Genomic DNA, 18872 nt, shown 5'->3' with positions numbered 1-18872 from the left:
GCCCGGCGGCCGGCTGTTCCGGCCGCCGGGTCCGCTGAGCGGGGCCGCGGGGTGCGGATCACGAGAGCAGGTTGCGGATCTGCTCGTCGAAGGTCAGCACCGACAGGGTGCCGAACAGCAGCACGGCCCACACCAGGGCGCCGACCCGGACCGCCCGGGGCTTCACCGCCTCGGGCAGGACCCGGCGGTTCAGCAGCAGCAGCAGACCCGAGTAGACGAACATCATGAAGCCACCGACGACAGCGGAGATGACCAGCAGCACCAGGGGCTGGGTCAGGCCGAAGAGCAGGACCAGGCAGCCGAAGAAGACCAGCCCCCACACCAACGCGAAGTACAGCTTGCTCTCGGAGACGCGCTCGAAGTAGCTGACGCGCAGGACGTCGGCGGCCAGGCGGCTGGTGTAGTCGACGATCCCCAGCGCGGCGGCGAACAGGGAGACGACCCCGACGATCCAGAAGAGGGTGCCGAACCAGCCGCCGACCGCATCGGCGAGCACCTCGCCCTCGGTGCGGACGAAGGAGATGTCGCTGTCCAGTCCCGGCCGGCCGAAGACGGTGGCGTAGGCCAGCAACGAGGTGAACAGGATCGTGACGAAGGTGATCGCCACGAAGGTGACCAACTGCTCGATGTTCGCCATCCGCCACCAACGCCGCCAGCGCGCGAGGTTCTCCGCGGTGGGCTCGAAGGCGTACCCGGTGGTGGGGGCGGCCTCCGGTTCACCGGTGATCGGGCTGACGATGCGCGGCACGTAGGCGCCCATCCCGAACCGCTTGTCGCGGATCCAGTTGCTCTGGCACAGGTTCTGCCCGCCGCCGGCGCCGGCGAAGGCCAGCGCACCCATGAGCAGGGCGAAGCCGAGCTGGTCCGCCGGGACGGAGGCCTCGGTGACGACGTCGGGGACGTCGCGCCAGGCGTCGGCGCCGATGGCGAAGGTGGCACCCACGACGACGAGGACCAGCACGGCGACGACCTTGACCGTCTCCACCCGCTCCAGCACGGTGTACACCACCGGGGCCAGGGTGAGGGCCACCCCGATGGCCACCAGCATGCCGACGGCGATCCACGTCGCGTCGCCACCGACCAGGTAGGTCAGCAGCGTCGCGGAGCTGGTCGCCCAGCCCGGCCAGAGGTTGGCGAAGTAGGCCATGACGGCGAACACCAGGCCCCAGTGCTTCCAGAACCGGCTGAAGCCGGTGAGCGCCGTCTCCCCGGTGGCCAGGGTGTAGCGCTCGATCTCCATGTTGATGAAGAACTGCGTCACCAGCCCGACCAGGGCTGCCCAGACGAACACCAACCCGACCTGCGAGGCGATGTAGGGGTAGAGGATGAACTCGCCGCTGGCCAGCCCCACCCCGGCCGCGACGATGCCCGGCCCGAGGATCGGCAACAGCCGTGGCGGCGCGGCCGGCAGGTCGCGCACCTGCGGGCTGGGCAGGTGCTTGGTGGGAAAGCGCTCCAGCACGGTGCTGCGCCGGTCGCTCAGGTCGTCGTTGCGGTGCTGCTCGGACATCCCGGCCTCCTCGACGGTGTCCTGGCCACGGGGGGTGCGGTGTCAGGCGGTCGAACCGGCCACCGCCGACCGCGGCACCACGTGACCATGGTGCCAGCCCCGGACGTGCTCGTGAGTTCGCGAACGGGGTCTTGCGCGGAGTCGTCACACGACTGCGGAGGAGTCGGTGTTCCCACCGTCGTGCACCCGGCCCGGTGCGCGCGCTACACGTCCCGGCAGGTACCCAGGACGGTCAGTGAGACCGCCTCGGGGCACACCCGGTGGTCCCACCCACCGCCGTACCGGTCATCGCTCATGTCGCTCCACACCTCCAGACCCGTCGTCTGCGGCAGAGCCCGGTAGTAGGTGCGGATCTCCCCACCCTCATCGGTCAGGGAGGCGACCAGGAGTTCGGCACCGCGGTGCCGGGCCAGGTCGTCGAACAGGCAGGCACCGACCACGTCGAACTCCACCGCCTGTTCGGCGTCCACCCGCGGACACTGCGGCAGTTCGGTCCGGGTGAGGAAGCTCCACGGCGGCGGCGTCCACACCGACCACCCGATGACCACCAGCAGGGCCACGGCGATCAGCCCCATGCCCACCGCCGGCGCCCTGGTCGTCATCGACCGACCGTAGCCACCCGCCGCACCCACCCGCAGGCGAACGCGATCGCCATCGACCACCACCGGGGTCCTGACGCACCAACCGTCGCCGGTTCCGCCGCAGGTCACGCGAAGGAGGCGGCGTTCTCCCGGGCCCAGTCGGCGAAGCGGGTCGCCGGTCTGCCGGTGACGTCGGCGACCACCGTCGTGGGCACCGGGTCCGCGTCGGCCGATCCCGCGAGGATCGTGTCGACGTACCAGGCCGCCCCCGCACCCATCACCGGGGCGAGCGCGGCGACGGCCTCGTCCCGGCCCACCCGCTCGAACACCAGCTCCCGCCCGAGCGCCGCGCCGATCGCGGCCAGGAGGTCGGTGCGGCGCAGGGCCTCGGGCCCGGTGATCGGCAACGCCCGCCCCAGGTACCCGTCCTCCAGCAGCGCCACCGCCGCGACCTCGGCGACGTCGGCCATCGCCACCGGGGTGCTGGTGGCGTGGGGCCACGGTTCCGCGACCCCGCCGCGGTCGGAGATCTGCCGGGCCCACGTGGAGGTGTTCTCCATGAAGTCGCCGGGCCACAGGTGGGTCCAGCCGGTCCCGCCGTCCTCGACGGCGGCCGCGACCTCGCCCCACCACGTCGTGGGTTCGCCGGACAGGTCGACGATCCGCTCGACCCCGGCCGCGCGGGCGGCCGCCACGACCCGGCGGGTGGTCGCCGGAGCGGACGGCAGGTAGAGCCGGTCGACGCCGGACAGCGCGGCGCGCAAGGTCTCCGGCTGCCAGACCGTCCCGGTGACGACCTCGACACCGGCGGGCAGCTGCGCGCGACGCGGGTCGTTCGTCAGCGCCCGGACGTCCGTGGCGCCGCGGGCCAGCAACCGGTCGACGACCAGTCGCCCGACGCTGCCGGTGGCGCCGGTGACGAGGACCTTCACCGCAGACCCACCGCGTCGAGGTCCCAGAACACCCGGTCGTAGACCAGGGTTCCGGTCATCCACTCCTCGTACCCCTCGAGCAGGACGACCTGGAACGCGGCGGGCGGGATGCGCAACGAGGGCCGACGGAACCCGAGGTCCCCGGCCGCGCGGAAACCCAGCCTGCCGTAGTAGCCGGGGTCGCCCTCGAGGAACACCGCCGGCCAGCCGCGGTCCCGGGCGGCCTCGACCGCCGCCTCGACCAGGCGGCGGCCGATCCCGCGGCGCTGGAACTCGGGCCGCACGCCCAACGGGGACAGCACGCCCACGTCGACCAGCCGCGGTGGGGCGTCGAGCAGGTTCCGCCCGACCGCGACGTGCCCCACCACCTGCCCGTCGAGCTCGGCGACCACCGAGGCCGGAGCGCCGGCGCGCAGGGCGTCGGCCACCGCCGCGACGTGGTCACCGTCGGCGCCGAACGCGGCGCGGTGGACCTGCCGGACCGCCTCGTGGTCCGCGGGGTTCTCGGGCCGGATGAGCACGGTCCGATCTCAGCAGGGTGCGGCCCGCCCGTCGAGGAGTTTCCCGGGAGCCCCGGCCGGGGCGACGAGGGCGTCCGGTGTGCGCCGCGTCCGCCCCCGGTCAGTCACGACCGCCAGCCCTTCACGGGCCCAGTACTCGAACCCGCCGATCAGCTCACGCACCTGCGTGTACCCCGAATCCGCCAGCGCGAACGCGGCCTTGGTCGCGCCGTTGCACCCCGGCCCCCAGCAGTAGACGACGATCGGGGTGTCCCGGTCCGGCGCGAGGTCGGCGATGCCCCCGCGCACCCGCCGGCCGGGCAGGTGGACGGCACCGGGGATGCGGCCCTGGCCCCAGCTCACCGCGTCGCGGACGTCGAGGACCAACGGCGCGGCACCGGCCGCGCGCGCCGCGGCGAGGTCGGCGGGGTCGGTCTGGTGGGCCAGCTTGGCGGCGAAGAAGTCCACCGCGGAGATCGTGTTCTGCACCCCTCCAGGCAACCCGGTCCGGCGCGCGCCGACCAGGGGCGTTCCCCGCGGGAACCGGTCGGCCGCCGTCGATCCGCTGGTAGTTTCCCGCCTGTGCCGACGAATCCACGGCCCGCGCTGGACGCGACCGACCACAGGATCCTCGAGCGCCTGCAGCAGGACGGCCGGATCAGCGTCGCCGACCTGGCCCGGGCGGTGAACCTGTCCGCCAGCGCGACCGCCGACCGGCTGCGGCGGCTGACCGACAGCGGCGTCGTCACGGGCTACAGCGCCACGCTCGATCCCGAGGCGCTGGGCTACACCGTCACGGCGTTCGTCCGGCTGGCCTACCCCTCGGGGAACTACAAACCGTTCCACGACCTGCTCGCGGTCCTCCCCGAGGTCGTCGAGGCCCACCACGTGACGGGTGACGACTGCTTCGTCCTGAAGGTGCTCGCCCGTTCGATGCGCGACCTGGAACGCATCACCGGGAAGGTGGCGACGCTGGGCGCCACCACGACCAGCGTCGTCTACTCCAGCCCGCTGCCGCGCCGGCACCTCACGCCGGCCTGACCCGCGGCCGCTCCAGACCCACCAGCACCTCCAGCGCGCCGCGACCGAGCAGTGCTCGCCGTGCACCGGCAGCAACGGCTCGCCGTCCGGGACGAGCTGGTGACACGGCGTGCGAACCACGGCGTGCAGTCCACCGTTCGGCTCCTCCGGCCCGGGCCGGGAACGACCGATGCACACCCGGTGACGAACCCGGTGACGAGAGCGCTGCGGCTGCGGGTGATCAGCGGATCACCCCTGCTCGCCGTCGCGTTCTGCCTGGCGGCGGCAGTGCTGCTGACCGCGACCCAGGCTCAGGCCCCCACCGGGGGGCTGCTGCAGGAGAGCGTCCGGGCCGGGCGCCCCGAGGTCGGGGTGCCCGACGAGTTCTGGCAGGTGCTGCTCCGGTCCGTGCTGCGCGTGACCATGTTCGCCGCGGCAGCCGTCACCCTGACCTGGCGGGCCCGTGCCGCGCGCCCGGAGGCGTCGGTGTGGCGCTGGTTCGCCCGCACGGCGTGGGTCGCCGCGGCGGCCTCGATGCTCGCCGGCGTCGTGGACTGCCTCACCGTGCGCGGGCCCCTGGAGGGCGTCGGCGGTGGCGGCGCGGTCCTGGGCGCCGGCGTCCTGGCGGCCTGCCCCCTGCTGTACCAGGGACTCGTCCGGTGGAACCGGTACGGCACGCACCTGTCCGAACCGGGCGACTGGCTCAACGGCATCGGCGCCGCCTTCGCCCTGACCGCGATCGGCAACCTCCTGCTGCCGCTGGTCGACTCACCGATCGCCGCGTGGCCGCTGTGGCAGGAACAGCTCTGGCTGTTGCGGATCTCCGCCGAGATCACGCTGCTGGGCAGTGCCGCGACGATCCTGCACATCGGCGGGCTGCACCGAGACGTCCGTGCCTGGGCGCTGACCCTCTCCCTGGCTGCGGTGGTGGGCGTGGAGGTCGCCGCGGTGCACGACCCCGTCGCTGCCGTCGGCAACGGCCCGGTCTCCGAGCTCGGGTGGACGCTGCTGGCCGTCACCTTCGCCCTGACGGCCGTCCTGCGAGCCGTGCCGCCGCTGGCCCGTCCGGTCACCACGACCGCCCCGACCGCCGGTGCCTTCGTCGCCCTCCTCGCGTCCATCGTCGTGCTCGTGGCCGCCGGTCTGAGCTCGGGCACGGTGGGGGGACGGGCCACCACCGCCGCGGCCGTCGCCGGCGGGCTGGGCGCGATCAGCGTCTCGGTCCGCGGGGTGCAGCTCATCCGCCTGCTGGCCGACCTGGTCGTGCACCGGCGCGAAGCGTTGACCGACGACCTGACCGACCTGGCCAACCGCCGGGCGCTGAACCTCGAGCTGGGCAGGGCCTACCGGGCAGGCCGTGACCTCACGCTCGTCCTCATCGACCTGGACGGCTTCAAACGGGTCAACGACCGCTTCGGCCACGCCGTCGGCGACGAGCTGCTGCGCCGCGCGGCGACCGTCGTGCGCAGCGCGGCGGGTCCCGACACCTTCACCGCCCGCTTCGGCGGTGACGAGTTCGCCGTCGCCCTGCCCACGGCGTCGGTGGACGAGGCCGCGGACCTCGTCGCGGCGCTGGCCCGCGAGACGGCTGCGCCGGTCCTCATCGGTGGGCGGCGGTTGCTGGTCACCGGGAGCATCGGGATCGCCAGCAGCCTCGATGCCGACGACCCCGAGCAACTGCTCGCCCTCGCCGACGCGGCCGTGTACCGCGCCAAGGCCGCCGGAGGCGCGAGAGCCGCGGTCCACGACGACGCGGCCGCCGCCGAGGCCGCCGAGGAGGTCCGGCTCGTCGAGGAGCTGCAGGCGCTGCTCGGGAACCCCGACGCCGTTCCGGGCACCGACCCCGGTCGCCTGGACGTGCACTACCAGCCCCAGCTGGACCGCCTCGGGCGCGTCGTCGGCGTCGAAGCCCTCGTCCGGTGGCGCAACGCCCGTCGCGGTCTCCTGCCACCCGACGTCTTCCTGCCGCTGGTGGAGGACTACGGCCTGATGCCGGCCCTGACCGGAGCCGTCCTGCGGCAGGCCGCCGAACAGACGGCCAGCTGGCGGGCGCGGGGCTGGAGGGTCCGGCTGTCGGTCAACCTGTCCGCGACCTGCCTGACCCATCCCGCCCTGTCGTCCCTGGTCGACGACGTCCTGGCCGACACGGGCCTCCCGCCGTCGGACCTGGTTCTGGAGGTCACGGAGACCTCGGTCATGGCCGACCCGGCGGGGTCCGTGGCGCGGCTGCTCGACCTGGCCGATCGCGGCGTCGAGATCAGCATCGACGACTACGGCACCGGGTACTCGTCGCTCGCCTACCTGCGAGACCTGCCGGCTGCAGAGCTGAAGCTCGACCGCTCGCTGGTCGCCGACGTCGGGACCGACCCGCGCGCCGACGAGACCGTCGAGGTGCTGCACGTGCTGCGCCAGCTGGGGTGTGACGAGACTCAGGGGTACCTGCACTCCCGCCCGTTGTCCGCCGCCGACTTCGAGCGGTGGTTCGAGCGGTCTCGGGCGGCCTGTCGCCTCACCGTCGGAGCCGACGACTGACGGTGCGCCCGCCCGCGGTGCCCCGGAGGACGTCGACCACCCGGTCGCCCACCGGCTCGTCCGCCGACGTGCCTGGTCGACGTGCCTGGTCGACGTGCCTGGTCGACGTGCCTGGTCGGCTGCCTGGTCGCCGACGTGCGTCGTCGACCCGGACGGCCCACGATCACAGCGTGAGACGACGTGTGGGAGTCGAGGAGGAGTTCCTGCTGGTGGACCCCCGGTCGGGCCGGGCCCGGCGGAACGGGCCCACCGTGGCCGCGGCCGGTGGCGAGCAGACCGAGCTGCAACGCCAGCAGGTCGAGACCGGCACCGCCCCGCACGCCGACCTGGCCGACGTCCTCGCCGACCTCAGCGCCCACCGGAAGGCGACCGCCGCGCTGGCCGAGGACGACGGCAGCCGCCTGCTCGCCCTGGCCACCCACCCGATGCCCACCGAGCCGGTCGTCACCCCCGGCGAGCGCTACCAGGAGCTGGTCGACCGCTACGGGTTGCTGGCCCGCGAGCAGCTGACCTGCGGGTGCCACGTCCACGTGGAGGTCCCCGACCGCGACGAGGCCGCCGCCGTGCTGGACCGGATCCGCCCGTGGACCCCCGTCCTGCTGGCCGTGTCCACCAACTCGCCCTTCTGGCAGGGCCAGGACACGGGGTACGCCTCCTACCGCGCCCAGGTGTGGGACCGCTGGCCGACCGCCGGGCCGACGGAGCTGTTCGGCGACGCCGCCGGGTACGACGCGGCGGCCGCGCGCCTGCTGGCCACCGGCGTTCCGCTCGACGCCGGCCAGCTCTACTTCGACGCCCGCATCTCGGCCACCCACCCGACCATCGAGGTCCGCGTCCCCGACGTCTGCCTGCACGTCGGCGACGCCCTCCTGCTCGCCGCGCTGGTCCGTGCCCTGGTCGAGACCGCGGCCCGCGAGGCCGCGGACGGCAGACCCCCGGCCCAGGTCTCCGTCGCCGAGCTGCGCGCCGCCTCGTGGCGGGCCTCCCACGACGGGCTCGGCGGTGACCTGGTCTGCCCGCGCAGCGGGCGCCCCGCACCGGCCGCCGACGTGGTCGGCACCCTGCTGGACCACGTCGGCGCCGTCCTGCGCGAGAACGGCGACGAGGACCTCGTCGCCGACGGCCTGGCGGAGCTGAGCCGCCGCGGGACCGGCGCCGCCTGGCAGCGCGCCACCGCCGCCGCCCTCGGTCCGTCCGGGATGGTCACCCGGGCGGCCGAGCTGACCCTCCGGTCCCCGTAGCCGGCCCGCCGCGGGGGGAGCTCAGGACTCGCCGCCCTCGACGCGCACGGCACCGACCGCCGTCGTGCGGCCCGCGCCGTAGGTGTCGAACCACGCCTCGACGACGTCGAACGAGGACTGCTCGTCGCCCACCAGCAGCGTCGCCCGGCCCAGCGGCCCCGCCGCCAGGGCGTCGACCAGGTGCCCGCTCACCCCCGGGGCGAGCAGCAGGTCGGTCGCGGGCAGCCCGCGGTCCACGCCCTCCTGGGCCAGGGCGGCCGCCGTGCCGTAGCGGTCGACGCCCTCCGCCCGCCGGGGAGCGGGCAGCGGCGCGAGGGCCTCGGGGAACACCGCCGTCGGGCCACCGGCGACCGTGGTCGAGGTGACCCCGCGCGCGGCCAGCGCCTCACCGGCGGGGATCGGGTCGTCGTCGGCGACGAGCACGAGGGGCTCGGCCAGCCGAGCGGCCGGCCCGGCCGCCGCCAGGGCGTCGACGAGGTGCGCGTCCTCGCCCGAGGCCGCCCAGCCGTGCTCGGCGCCCGGCACCAGCGCAGCCACCGCGCGCGACGTCGCGTAGCGGTCGCCGCCGGCGACGCGGGCCACGTCCGCCACCCCCAGGTCGTGCAGGTCCCCGACCAGCTCCTCGCCCAGCGCGTTCCGGCCGCCGACCAGGAGCACCGAGCTCACCGCGTGCTCCTGCAGGTAGGCGGCCGTCGCCGCCGGGACGCTGTCGCGGGTCGACAGCAGCACGGGAGCGGCCAGGCTGCGGGCCAGCGGGGCCGTGGCCAGGGCGTCGACCAGGTGCCGGTCCTCGCCGCTGACCAGGACGGCGACGTCGGCCTCGGGGAACCCGTGCTCGGCGATCTGCACGGCGGTCGCGAACCGGTCCGCGCCGCTGAGCTCGACGAGCTGGTTCGGCGTTCCGCTGGGCAGCGGCGCCCCGCGGTAGCTCAGCCCCTGCGCGCACCCCGGGTGCGGCACGGGCAGGGCCGGCGAGCACACCGGGGTCAAGGTCTCGAAACCGATCTCGGGAGCGGCCGACGCCGCCGGGGCGCCCACCGCGACCAGCGTGAGCGACGCCAGCACGGCGGCACTCGCCCGGCGAGCGGACTGCGGAACGGGAACGTGCACGACTCCTCCTGGTGGGTGGTCACACCGGTGTGACGGGAGTGGCCAGTGTGGCAGCCGGGCTCGTGCGGCGGAGGGTGTTCGCGCGAGCGCCGGAACCTCGGGCGCCGCTGCCGGTCACCGCCGCACCCGCCACGATGGGGGGCGTGAGTGCTTCCGCCACCTGGTCCCGTCGCTGGCACGCGGCGCTCGCCGCCGTCGTGGCCGCCTCGCTCGCCGGCCAGGTCGGGTTGACGCTCACCGCCGACGACACCGGCGGCGCGGCGCGGGGACTGCTGCAGATGGTCAGCTTCTTCACCGTCCAGAGCAACCTGCTGGTGCTCGTGGCGGCGGTCTCGCTGGCACGTGACCCGTCGCGGGACGGGGCGGTCTGGCGGGTCCTGCGGCTGTCCGGTCTGCTCGGCATCACCGTCACCGGGCTGGTGTTCGGCACGGTGCTGGCCCCGCTGGTCCAGCACGAGGGGATCGGGTGGTGGACCAACGCCGGTTTCCACTACGTCGCCCCCACCATGGCGCTGCTCGGCTGGCTGGCGTTCGGGCCGCGACCACGCGTCGACGGCCGGACGCTGGCGTGGACGTTCGCGTGGCCGATCGCCTGGATCGTCTACACGTTCGTGCGCGGCGCCGTCGTCGACTGGTACCCCTACCCGTTCCTCGACGCCTCCGAGCTCGGGCTCGGGGTGGCTCTGCGGAACACCGGTGTCGTGGTCGTGCTGGCCGTGCTGCTGCTGGCGCTGTTCCGCTGGGCCGACCGGCGGTTCACGCCCCGTGGGTGAGGTCGTCGCAGACCAGCAGGACCCGCGCCGGGGCCGTGGCCTCGTTGCGCCAGCGGTGCGGGACGGCCGGGTCGAGGGTCAGCGCGTCGCCCGCGGCCATCGTGACCGCCCGGCGTGAACGCCGCAGGCAGCGCACGCTGCCCTCGAGGACGACGGCGACCTCCTCACCGGGGTGGGTGAAGAACTCCTCGTCGCCTCCGCCGGGCGGCAGGCGCAGTTCGTAGACGTGCAGGTTGCGTCCCGGACCGCCGGCCAGCAGGCGGATCTGCGAGGCGCCCCGCTCGCCGGGCATCGCCAGTCCGGTCGAGGGCGCCGAGTCCCCGACGGTGGGCAGCAGGTCCGACGGTGCGACCTCGAGCGCGGCCGCGAGGTCGTACAGCGTCGGGATGCTCGGCAACTGGTCGCCGCGTTCGAGCTTGGTGATGAAGGGCTGGGACACCCCGGCCCGGCGCGCGAGTTCGCGCATCGACCAGCCGCGCGCCGTGCGGTGCGCCCGCACCTGCGCCCCGACCTGCAACGGAGCGTCCGTCACCTCGTCCTCCCTGCGAAACACGCTCGTAATAACCAGTGGTTATCGTACCGGCCGTGACCAAGCAGATCGTCCTCGGCGCCTTCGAGGAGTTCACACCGAACTTCATCAGCAACGCGTGGAGCCATCCGCTCAGCGACACGCAGGGGTTCGCGACCCTGCCGTACTGGCAGCACATGGCCCGGGAACTGGAAGCCGGCGGCTTCGACTTCCTCTTCCTCGCCGAGGCCATCGGCTACCCCATGCGCGAGGACGGCGGCGTTCCGGACGCCGTCGTCCGCGAGGCCGTGCAGATTCCCGTCCACGACCCGATGACGCTCGTCAGCGGCCTGGCCGCGACCGTCGACCGGCTCGGGTTCGTCGTCACGACGTCCACGACGGCCCAGCACCCGAACCTCAACGCGCGGGCCTTCACGAGCCTGGACCACCTCACGACCGGACGCATCGCCTGGAACATCGTCACTTCCGACAACCAGATGGCGCTCACCCGGCTGCTCGGTCACCCGTCGGTCACCCCGCACGACGAGCGGTACCGCCGTGCGACGGAGTTCGTCGAGCTGTCGCTGAAGCTGTGGGAGGGCGGCTGGGAGGACGACGCCGTCGTGTTCGACAAGGCCACCCGCACCTACGCCGACCCCGCCAAGGTCCACCGCATCACCCACCACGGCGACTACTTCGACCTCGACGGGTACTTCACCGCGATCCCCTCGCCGCAGCGCACGCCGTTCCTGCTGCAGGCCGGGACCTCCCCGGCCGGCCGCGCGTTCGCGGGCCGGTTCGCCGAGTGCGTGTTCATCCAGGACCGCGACCTCGGCGTCGCCGCCCGCAACGTCGCCGACCTGCGTTCGCGGGCCGTCGCCAACGGCCGCGACGGCGACGACCTCAAGGTCGTCGTGTCCGCCTCCGTCGTCGTGGGTTCCACCGAGGAGGAGGCCGCCCGGTTGCGCGCCGAACTCGACGCCACTCCCTCGCGGGAGTCGGGTGCCGCACTGTTCCTCGGCTGGAGCGGGGTCGACCTCACGGCGTACCCGCTGGACGCGACGCTGCGCGACGTCGAGACCGAGGTCGGCAAGTCCATGCTCGGGTTGTTCCAGCAGGGCGACGAGAGCCCGACGATCGCGCAGATCCTCGACCGCATCGCCACCTCGATCCCGGGCATGCGGATCACCGGCACGCCCGAGTCCTGCGCCGACCAGTTCGAGGAGATCGTCGAGCGGACCGACCTCGACGGTTTCCTCATCGAGTACACCTACGGCGGGATGGCGACCTACCGCGGGTTCATCGACCACGTCGTGCCGTTGCTGCGCGAGCGCGGGTTGATGACGCAGGAGCCGCGCTCGGGATCGATGCGCCGGCGCATGCTCGGTCACGACAGCGACCGGCTCCCTGCCGGTCACCCCGGGAACGGGTTCCGGCAGTGGTGAGCCCGGCCGAACTGCTCGCGCTGCCCAAGGTGGAACTGCACTGCCACCTGGAGGGTTCGGTCCCCGCCTCGCTCGCCCTCGAGCTCGCCCGCCGCAACGGTCTGCCGGCGCCGGGCACCGACCGCGGCCTGTACGAGTTCGAGACGCTCGAGGAGTTCCTCGAGGACTACGTCGCGGTCAGCGGGGTCCTGCGGACCCCCGACGACTTCACCGAGGTCGCGTACGCGTCGTTGGCCGCGGGAGCGCGCGACGGGCTCGTGTACCGGGAGGTGGCGTTCAACCCGACGAACCACCCCGGCGTGGACGTCGCCGACGCCGTCGAGGCCATCGGTGAGGGCATCGCCTCGGCGCGTGCCGAGTTCGGCGTCGACGCGCGGATCCTCGTCGCGGTCAACCGGGAACACGGGGCCGACGTCGCCCTCGGCCTCGTCCGCCGGGTCGTCGAGCTGGCCGACCCCCTCGTCGTGGGGATCGGCCTGGACCACAACGAACTGGTCGGCCCGCCGGAGGAGTTCGCCGAGGCCTTCGCCCTCGCCGGTTCCGCCGGGCTCGGGCGCACCGCGCACGCCGGGGAACGGGGGGACGCGGACGAGGTGCGCCGCACCCTGGACGTGCTGGGAGTCACCCGCATCGACCACGGGTACGCGGTGCTGCGGGATCCCGGCCTGCTGCGACGCAGTCTCGACGAGGGCGTGCACTACGCGACGTGCTGGTCGACGTCGCAGTGGCACGCGGGTCCGGCGGGGTCGCCGATCCCGCCCATGCTCGCCGCCGGCCTGGACGTCTCGGTCAGTTCGGACGACCCGCCCATGCTGGGCACCGGGATCGGGGCGGAGTTCCTCGCTGCGGGAGAGGCGTGCGGGTGGACCCTCGCCGACGCGCGAGCCGTCGTCCTCGCGGCCGCTCACGCCTCGTTCCTGCCGGGGACGGAGAAGGCGGCGTTGCTGGAGCGGTTGACCCGGGAGGCGTGAAGCACTTCCGCTGCACACCGTCAGCGCACGGCCTCCCGCGCCCGGTCGCTCACGAGGTCCACCGCGAGCGTCAGCAGCACCAGCACCACGAGGGTCGTGGTCACCGCGGGCCAGTCGAACGTCTGCAGCGACGTGGCCAGCACCGCGCCGAGCCCGCCGGCGCCCAGCAGTCCGACCAGCACCGTGTCGCGGATCGCGACCTCCCAGCGGTACAGGGCGTGGGCGAGCACCGGCCCGACCGCCCGCGGGGCCACCCCGTACCACCAGACCGCGGCCGGGTTCGCGCCCAGCGCCGTCAGCGCGCGCGCCGGTCGCGGGTCGAGTTCCTCCAGCGCCTCGGCGGTCAGCCGGCCCAGCACGCCCAGGGTGTGGATCCCCAGCGCCAGCGCCCCCGGCAGGATGCCCGGGCGCAGCACGAACAGCAGCACCAGCGCCCACACCGGCGGCGGCACGGCCCGCACCACCAGCAACGCGCACCGCACGAGGACCCCGACGACCCACCGCAGCGGCGCGGGGTGCGGGGAGCGGGCGGCCAGGCCGGACAGCAGCACCGCCCCGGCCGTCGCGACGGCGACGGCGATGACCGACATCTGCACCGTGTCGACCGCGGCGCCGGCGAGCGTCCGCAGCAGCGACCCGGAGACGTCCGGCGGCCAGGCCTGCCCGGCCAGGAAGGAGACCTGGTCCCGCGTCCGGTCCCCGACCAGCGTCGCCGGGCTCAGCACCAGGTACCACCACGACCAGGCGACCAGGGCCAGGGTGACCACGCCCGCCCCGGTGAGCACGACGTCGCGGCGCAACTCCTCCCCGCGCAGCGGCGGTGGGTCGGCGAGGCGGCGGCGCACCGCCCGACCGGCCACGACGGCGACCACGCACAGGAGCGTCAGCGCGTAGACGCAGCTCCACACCTGGTCCCAGCGCACCGAGCTGAACGACAGCGACAACTGGTACCCCAGCCCACCGGCCCCGATCAGTCCCAGCACCACGGCGGACCGCACGGCGCACTCCAGCCGGTAGAACGCGTAGGCCAGCAACCCGCCCGCGGCCGGGGGCAGCAACCCGTACAGCGCCGCCGTTCCGCGCCCGGCACCGGCGGCCAGCAGCGCTTCGTAGCCGCCGCGCGGCACCTCGTCGAGCAGGTCGGCGAACACCTTCGCGGTGACCGCGCCGTAGGGGATGCCGATGGCCAGCACCCCCACCCACGGGTCGAGGCCGAGGACGTTGACCAGCAGCAGTCCCCACACCGCCTCGTGCAGCCCGCGCGGCACGGCGACGGCGCCGCGGGCCAGCGCCCACCCGGACCCCGCCCACCCGCTGCGCCGTCCCCAGGTGGTCCGCGCCAGGGCGACCGCACCGGCCGCGCCGAGGACCAGGGCCAGCGCGGTTCCCGCCGCGGCGTACGCGACGGTCACCAGGGTGCTCGTCAGCAGCACGTCCCGGAACTGCGCGGACAGGTCGGGTGACACCGCCCCGGCGGCGAACCGGGCGAACTGCCGAACCCCCGCCGGGTTGAGGACGTCGCCGGAGAACACGCCCGCCCCGGCCAGCGACCAGAGGACGACGACGACCGCGCCCAGACCCCACGTCCACCGCGCCCGGGACCGGCGCAGGGCCGGGGCGACGACGGCGCTCACGCGCTCACGCCGTAGAACTCGGCCAGGTCGGCCGGGGTCACCGCGGCCGCGGGGGCGTCGAGGGCGATCCGGCCGCCGACGAGTCCGACGACGCGGTGGCAGTGCCGCAGGGCCAGCGCCGGGTCGTGCAGCGAGGCGACGACAGTTCCGCCCCGCTCGGCCGCCAGTGCGGTGAGCAGGGCCAGCGTCCGCTCGGCCAGGGCGGGATCGAGCGCCGAGACGGGTTCGTCGGCCAGCACGAGGTCGGGACGCTGCACCAGCACGCGGGCCACCGCCACCCGCTGCCGCTGCCCGCCCGAGAGCCGCTCGGTGCGTTCGTACATCCGCTCGGCCAGTCCCACCTGCCGCAGGGCTTCGGCCACCTCGGGAACCCCCTGCGGTCGCAGCAGCGACCAGGCCGCGCGCCAGGTGGGCCAGTTCGCGAGCCGGCCGGCGTTGACGTTGTGGACCACGCGCAGCGGCCCGACGAGTTCGAGCTGCTGGTGCACCGTGCCGACGCGGGCGCGCAGCCGTCGCAGGTCGCGGCCGGACAGGGCGCCCGGCGCGGTGCCGAGGACCTCGACCGAACCGGCGGTCGCGGTCACCGAACCGTTGAGCAGACCCAGCAACGTCGACTTCCCGGCACCGGACGGGCCCACCACGGCGACCCGTTCGCCGGCCCCGACCGTGAGGTCGAGACCGGCCAGGGCCAGCGTGTCGCCGTAGCGGACCTCCACGCCGGTCAGCCGCAACGCGGCGGTCAGGTGATCAGCCCCAGCTGCTCGCCGATCTGCTCGATCTGGTCGTAGTTCGAGCCTTCGGTGGCGATGAACTCCTCGGCGCCGAACAGGTCGAGGACGGCCTCGTCGTCGGGATCCTCGACCGACAGGCCGAGGAAGTAGTCCGTCAGCTGCCGGGGGAGTTCCTCGCCCAGCCGGTCCACGGCCTGCGGCCCCAGCACCCAGTGGTAGTCGTGGTAGGCCCCCGTCCGGGCGTACAGCTGCACGGCGGGGTCGACCTCCCCGGCCTCGCTGCGCGACGTCCACACCTGCTCGTTGAGCACCCCGGCCTGGTAGCTGCCGGAGGCGACCAGTTGCAGCGTCGCGTCGTGCGACCCGCTGTACCCCGGCCCGCCGGGGAAACCCCGCGGGTCGACGCCCTGCTGGGACAGGAAGTACGCCGGCATGAGGGAGCCGGACGTCGAGGTCTGGCTGCCGTAGGTGAACCGCAACCCGGCCAGCGGGGTGAGGTCGTCGGAGGCGGGCAGGCCCGTGCCGGTGTTCACGACGAAGACTGAGTGGAAGTTCTCGTCGATGTCGCGCTGGGCGACGACCCGGGCGCCGGGTGTCTGCCGGCGGGCCTGCACTCCGGTGAGCCCGCCGAACCACACGAGGTCGAGGTCGCCGGTGCGGAACAACGAGACCGCGGCCCCGTAGTCGGTGACCGGGCGGTAGGTGACCTCCAGGCCCGTGGCCTGCGCCATCGAGTCGGCGACGGTGCCGTACAGGCGCTGCAGCACTTCCGGGTCCTGGTCGGGGATCGCACCGATGGTGAGCGGACCGCCGCTGCCCGCCGACGAGCCGGGCCGGGACGAGGACGGGGAGGACGACACGGGGGAGGAGCGGTCGGTGCAGGCCGCGAGACCGGCGACCAGGGCCGACGTCGCGGAACCGGCGAGGAACCCTCGCCTGGCGGTGGGACGGTTCAGTTCTGCGGGGCCACCCGACCGGACGGCACGAGGGGTGCGCGTCACGTTCTGGGGTGGGGGGCGGGAGCGGGCACGGGAACCTCCGGGGACGACGGCGTGCGGACGTCGCCCATCGTGTCGCACCCGGGCCGCGACGGCTCTGCGACCCTGCCCGTCCGTGCCGGTCCGCGTGGGCAGGCTGGCGGCCTTCTGCATGCACAGAACTCTTGACGCGGCGAGGTGTCGCGGTCGAGAGTGGCGCTGTGCATGCACAACGGCGTGGTGGTGCCACCGACCGGGCGTACACCCGGCTGCGCGAGGACGTCCTCGACGGCGTCCTGGCCCCGGGTGCGGTGCTGGCCGAACTCGAGCAGAGCGCCCGGCTGGGCGTCTCCCGCACCCCGGTGCGCGAGGCGTTCGCCCGGCTCGTCCACGACGGCCTGGCGCGGCCGGTCGGTGGCCGCGGGCTCGTCGTCGCCCCGCTGGACGTCACCGAGCTCGAGCACCTCTACGACGTCCGGGAGGCGCTGGAGGTCAAAGCCGCCCGGCTGGCCGCCGCGTCCTGGGACCGGGCGTCCTTCCAGGGTTTCGCGACCCGTTTCGCCCACGCCGGCGACCTGGTGCCCGCGTCGCTGGACCGGTACTACGCGCTGACCGCCGAGTTCGACGCGGCGGTCGACGAGGCCGTCGCGAACCCCTGGCTGGTGCGCGCGCTGGCCGACGTCCGCACCCACCTCGTCCGGATCCGCCGGCTCGCCCGGCACGACCCGGACCGGTTGCGGGCCGCGGCCACCGAGCACCAGCTGATCGCCGAGGCGATCGCCGACGGGGACGCCGACCTGGCCGCGCACGCCGTGCACGTCCACCTGCACCGCAGCCGGACGCACTTCCGGGTGCACCTGGCCTCGAGCGAGGAGAGCGCGTGAGGGAGCACGAGGTCCGGGTCCACCGCAGCGACGAGGCGTTCCCCCGCGAGGGCGAACTCGCCTGGCAGCTCGCGCGGGTCGCCACCGAGGACGTGCCCGTCGAGGCGGACGTGGCCGAGATGGTCGTCAACCGGGTGCTGGACAACGCCGCGGTGAGCGCCGCGTCGCTGCTGCGTGCCCCCGTCGTCGCGGCCCGCGCGCAGGCGCTGGCGCACCCGCCCTCGCGCGGGGGTCCGGGGGCCCGGGTCGTGGGGACGACGCAGAACTCCTCCCCGGAGTGGGCCGCGTGGGCCGGCGGGGTCGCGGTCCGCGAACTCGACTTCCACGACACGTTCCTGGCCGCCGAGTACTCCCACCCCGGCGACAACGTCCCGGCGCTGGTCGCGGTGGCCCAGCACGCCGGCTGCGACGGGGCGGCGCTGCTGCGGGGGATCGTCGTGGCGTACGAGGTGCAGGTCGACCTGGTGCGGGCGATCTCGCTGCACCGCCACAAGATCGACCACGTCGCCCACCTGGGGCCGTCGGTCGCGGCCGGGCTCGGGGCGATGCTGGGACTGCCGACGGAGACGGTGTACCAGGCGATCGGGCAGGCCCTGCACACCACCACCGCGACGCGGCAGTCCCGCAAGGGCGCGATCTCGACGTGGAAGGCCTGCGCGCCGGCGTTCGCCGGCAAGGTCGCGGTCGAGGCCGTCGACCGGGCGATGCGTGGTCAGACCAGCCCCGCCCCGGTCTACGAGGGCGAGGACGGGGTGATCGCCTGGCTCCTCGACGGCCCGGACGCGAACTACCGGGTGCCGCTGCCCGAACCCGGTGAGCCGCGGCGCGCGATCCTGGACACCTACACCAAGGAGCACTCCGCGGAGTACCAGGCGCAGGCCGTCATCGACCTGGCCCGCCGGTTGCACCACGCCCACCCGGAACTGCGGGACCCGGCGAACGTCGAGCGGATCGTCCTGCACACCTCCCACCACACCCACGTCGTCATCGGGTCCGGGGCGAACGACCCGCAGAAGTACGACCCGCTGGCCAGCCGGGAAACCCTCGACCACTCCGTCCCGTACGTCTTCACCGTCGCCCTGCAGGACGGCGGGTGGCACCACGTGGACTCCTACACCCCCGAGCGTGCCCGGCGTGCGGACACCGTCGCGTTGTGGCGCCGGGTGTCCACGGTCGAGGACCCGGAGTGGACCGAGCGCTACCACTCCGAGGACCCGTCCCGGAAGGCGTTCGGCGCCCGCGTCGTCGCCCGCCTGACCGACGGTTCGGTCGTGGTCGACGAGATCGCCGTCGCCGACGCCCACCCGCTGGGCGCGCACCCGTTCACCCGCGCGCAGTACGAGGCGAAGTTCTCGACCCTGGCCGGGGGCGTGCTGCCGGCCTCGGAGGTGGAGCGCTTCAGCGCGCTGGCTCGCCGGTTGCCCGAACTGTCCGCGGGCGAGGTGCGGGAACTGCAGATCGTCGCCCCACCCGAGGTCCTGGACTCCGTCCCCCTGCCCACCGGGCTGTTCTGAGGAGGAGCA

18 protein-coding genes are annotated in these 18872 nt (G+C 74.3%); 8 read left to right on the top strand and 10 right to left on the bottom strand.

Annotated features, from left to right (window positions below; genetic code table 11):
* Positions 1 to 58: 58 nt before the first annotated feature.
* From ACRYR2_RS20040 to ACRYR2_RS20020, 5 genes are all read right to left on the bottom strand, one after another.
* Entirely contained in the window at positions 59 to 1510 is a 1452-nt protein-coding gene (locus ACRYR2_RS20040) for an Nramp family divalent metal transporter (RefSeq protein ID WP_432564652.1), read from the bottom strand.
* A gap of 203 nt (positions 1511 to 1713) precedes the next feature.
* The gene (locus tag ACRYR2_RS20035) at positions 1714 to 2112 is read right to left on the bottom strand and encodes a hypothetical protein (RefSeq protein ID WP_432564651.1); all 399 of its coding nucleotides are present in this window, start codon (positions 2110 to 2112) and stop codon (positions 1714 to 1716) included.
* 104 nt (positions 2113 to 2216) lie between these two features.
* Positions 2217 to 3023 (bottom strand): SDR family oxidoreductase, encoded by an 807-nt coding sequence (locus tag ACRYR2_RS20030; RefSeq protein ID WP_432564650.1) that lies wholly within the window; start codon positions 3021 to 3023, stop codon positions 2217 to 2219.
* A complete protein-coding gene (locus tag ACRYR2_RS20025; protein ID WP_432564649.1) occupies positions 3020 to 3544 on the bottom strand; it encodes a GNAT family N-acetyltransferase in 525 nt (174 codons plus the stop codon). Before ACRYR2_RS20025 ends, ACRYR2_RS20030 begins: the two co-directional genes overlap by 4 nt.
* A 9-nt stretch (positions 3545 to 3553) precedes the next feature.
* A complete protein-coding gene (locus tag ACRYR2_RS20020; RefSeq protein ID WP_432564648.1) occupies positions 3554 to 4012 on the bottom strand; it encodes a rhodanese-like domain-containing protein in 459 nt (152 codons plus the stop codon).
* A gap of 93 nt (positions 4013 to 4105) precedes the next feature.
* On the opposite strand from ACRYR2_RS20020, the gene ACRYR2_RS20015 reads away from it, so the two are divergent.
* The 3 genes from ACRYR2_RS20015 to ACRYR2_RS20005 all read left to right on the top strand — a co-directional run bounded on the left by ACRYR2_RS20015 (position 4106) and on the right by ACRYR2_RS20005 (position 8316).
* Entirely contained in the window at positions 4106 to 4564 is a 459-nt protein-coding gene (locus ACRYR2_RS20015) for an Lrp/AsnC family transcriptional regulator (RefSeq protein WP_432564647.1), read from the top strand.
* Between the two features lie 180 nt (positions 4565 to 4744).
* Entirely contained in the window at positions 4745 to 7075 is a 2331-nt protein-coding gene (locus ACRYR2_RS20010; protein ID WP_432564646.1) for a putative bifunctional diguanylate cyclase/phosphodiesterase, read from the top strand.
* Between the two features lie 170 nt (positions 7076 to 7245).
* Entirely contained in the window at positions 7246 to 8316 is a 1071-nt protein-coding gene (locus ACRYR2_RS20005) for a carboxylate-amine ligase (RefSeq protein WP_432564645.1), read from the top strand.
* A 21-nt stretch (positions 8317 to 8337) separates the two neighbouring features.
* On the opposite strand, the gene ACRYR2_RS20000 is transcribed toward ACRYR2_RS20005, so the two are convergent.
* Positions 8338 to 9426: a cell wall-binding repeat-containing protein gene (locus ACRYR2_RS20000; RefSeq protein ID WP_432564644.1), complete on the bottom strand. Its 1089-nt coding sequence runs from the start codon at positions 9424 to 9426 to the stop codon at positions 8338 to 8340.
* 143 nt (positions 9427 to 9569) lie between these two features.
* Here ACRYR2_RS20000 and ACRYR2_RS19995 point away from each other — a divergent pair, with 143 nt between their 5' ends.
* A complete protein-coding gene (locus tag ACRYR2_RS19995; protein ID WP_432564643.1) occupies positions 9570 to 10199 on the top strand; it encodes a Pr6Pr family membrane protein in 630 nt (209 codons plus the stop codon).
* On the opposite strand, the gene ACRYR2_RS19990 is transcribed toward ACRYR2_RS19995, so the two are convergent.
* Positions 10183 to 10731, bottom strand: coding sequence for a helix-turn-helix domain-containing protein (locus ACRYR2_RS19990; protein WP_432564642.1), 549 nt, complete (start codon positions 10729 to 10731; stop codon positions 10183 to 10185). The genes ACRYR2_RS19995 and ACRYR2_RS19990 overlap by 17 nt on opposite strands.
* A 53-nt stretch (positions 10732 to 10784) precedes the next feature.
* On the opposite strand from ACRYR2_RS19990, the gene ACRYR2_RS19985 reads away from it, so the two are divergent.
* Positions 10785 to 12152, top strand: a complete 1368-nt coding sequence (locus tag ACRYR2_RS19985; protein ID WP_432564641.1) for an NtaA/DmoA family FMN-dependent monooxygenase — start codon at positions 10785 to 10787, stop codon at positions 12150 to 12152.
* Positions 12149 to 13123, top strand: coding sequence for an adenosine deaminase (gene add / locus ACRYR2_RS19980; RefSeq protein WP_432564640.1), 975 nt, complete (start codon positions 12149 to 12151; stop codon positions 13121 to 13123). The genes ACRYR2_RS19985 and add overlap by 4 nt, the downstream gene beginning before the upstream one ends.
* Positions 13124 to 13143: 20 nt before the next feature.
* Here the strand turns inward: add and ACRYR2_RS19975 are convergent, their stop codons facing one another.
* The 3 genes from ACRYR2_RS19975 to ACRYR2_RS19965 are packed head-to-tail and all read right to left on the bottom strand — an operon-like array spanning position 13144 to position 16390.
* On the bottom strand, positions 13144 to 14757 hold the full coding sequence (locus tag ACRYR2_RS19975; protein ID WP_432564639.1) for a PhnE/PtxC family ABC transporter permease: 1614 nt from the start codon (positions 14755 to 14757) through the stop codon (positions 13144 to 13146).
* Positions 14754 to 15473: a phosphonate ABC transporter ATP-binding protein gene (locus ACRYR2_RS19970; RefSeq protein WP_432564638.1), complete on the bottom strand. Its 720-nt coding sequence runs from the start codon at positions 15471 to 15473 to the stop codon at positions 14754 to 14756. The genes ACRYR2_RS19975 and ACRYR2_RS19970 overlap by 4 nt, the downstream gene beginning before the upstream one ends.
* 23 nt (positions 15474 to 15496) lie before the next feature.
* Positions 15497 to 16390: a putative selenate ABC transporter substrate-binding protein gene (locus ACRYR2_RS19965; RefSeq protein ID WP_432564674.1), complete on the bottom strand. Its 894-nt coding sequence runs from the start codon at positions 16388 to 16390 to the stop codon at positions 15497 to 15499.
* A gap of 296 nt (positions 16391 to 16686) precedes the next feature.
* On the opposite strand from ACRYR2_RS19965, the gene ACRYR2_RS19960 reads away from it, so the two are divergent.
* On the top strand, positions 16687 to 17349 hold the full coding sequence (locus ACRYR2_RS19960) for a GntR family transcriptional regulator (protein ID WP_432564637.1): 663 nt from the start codon (positions 16687 to 16689) through the stop codon (positions 17347 to 17349).
* On the top strand, positions 17346 to 18863 hold the full coding sequence (locus tag ACRYR2_RS19955; RefSeq protein ID WP_432564636.1) for an MmgE/PrpD family protein: 1518 nt from the start codon (positions 17346 to 17348) through the stop codon (positions 18861 to 18863). Before ACRYR2_RS19960 ends, ACRYR2_RS19955 begins: the two co-directional genes overlap by 4 nt.
* The last annotated feature ends 9 nt before the right edge of the window (positions 18864 to 18872 follow it).

Origin of the sequence: Kineococcus deserti, from assembly GCF_050871945.1 — a bacterium.
Lineage (GTDB): Bacteria > Actinomycetota > Actinomycetes > Actinomycetales > Kineococcaceae > Kineococcus.
Note: the sequence above shows the minus strand (reverse complement) of the source record. Positions and strands in the feature narration are given on the sequence as shown.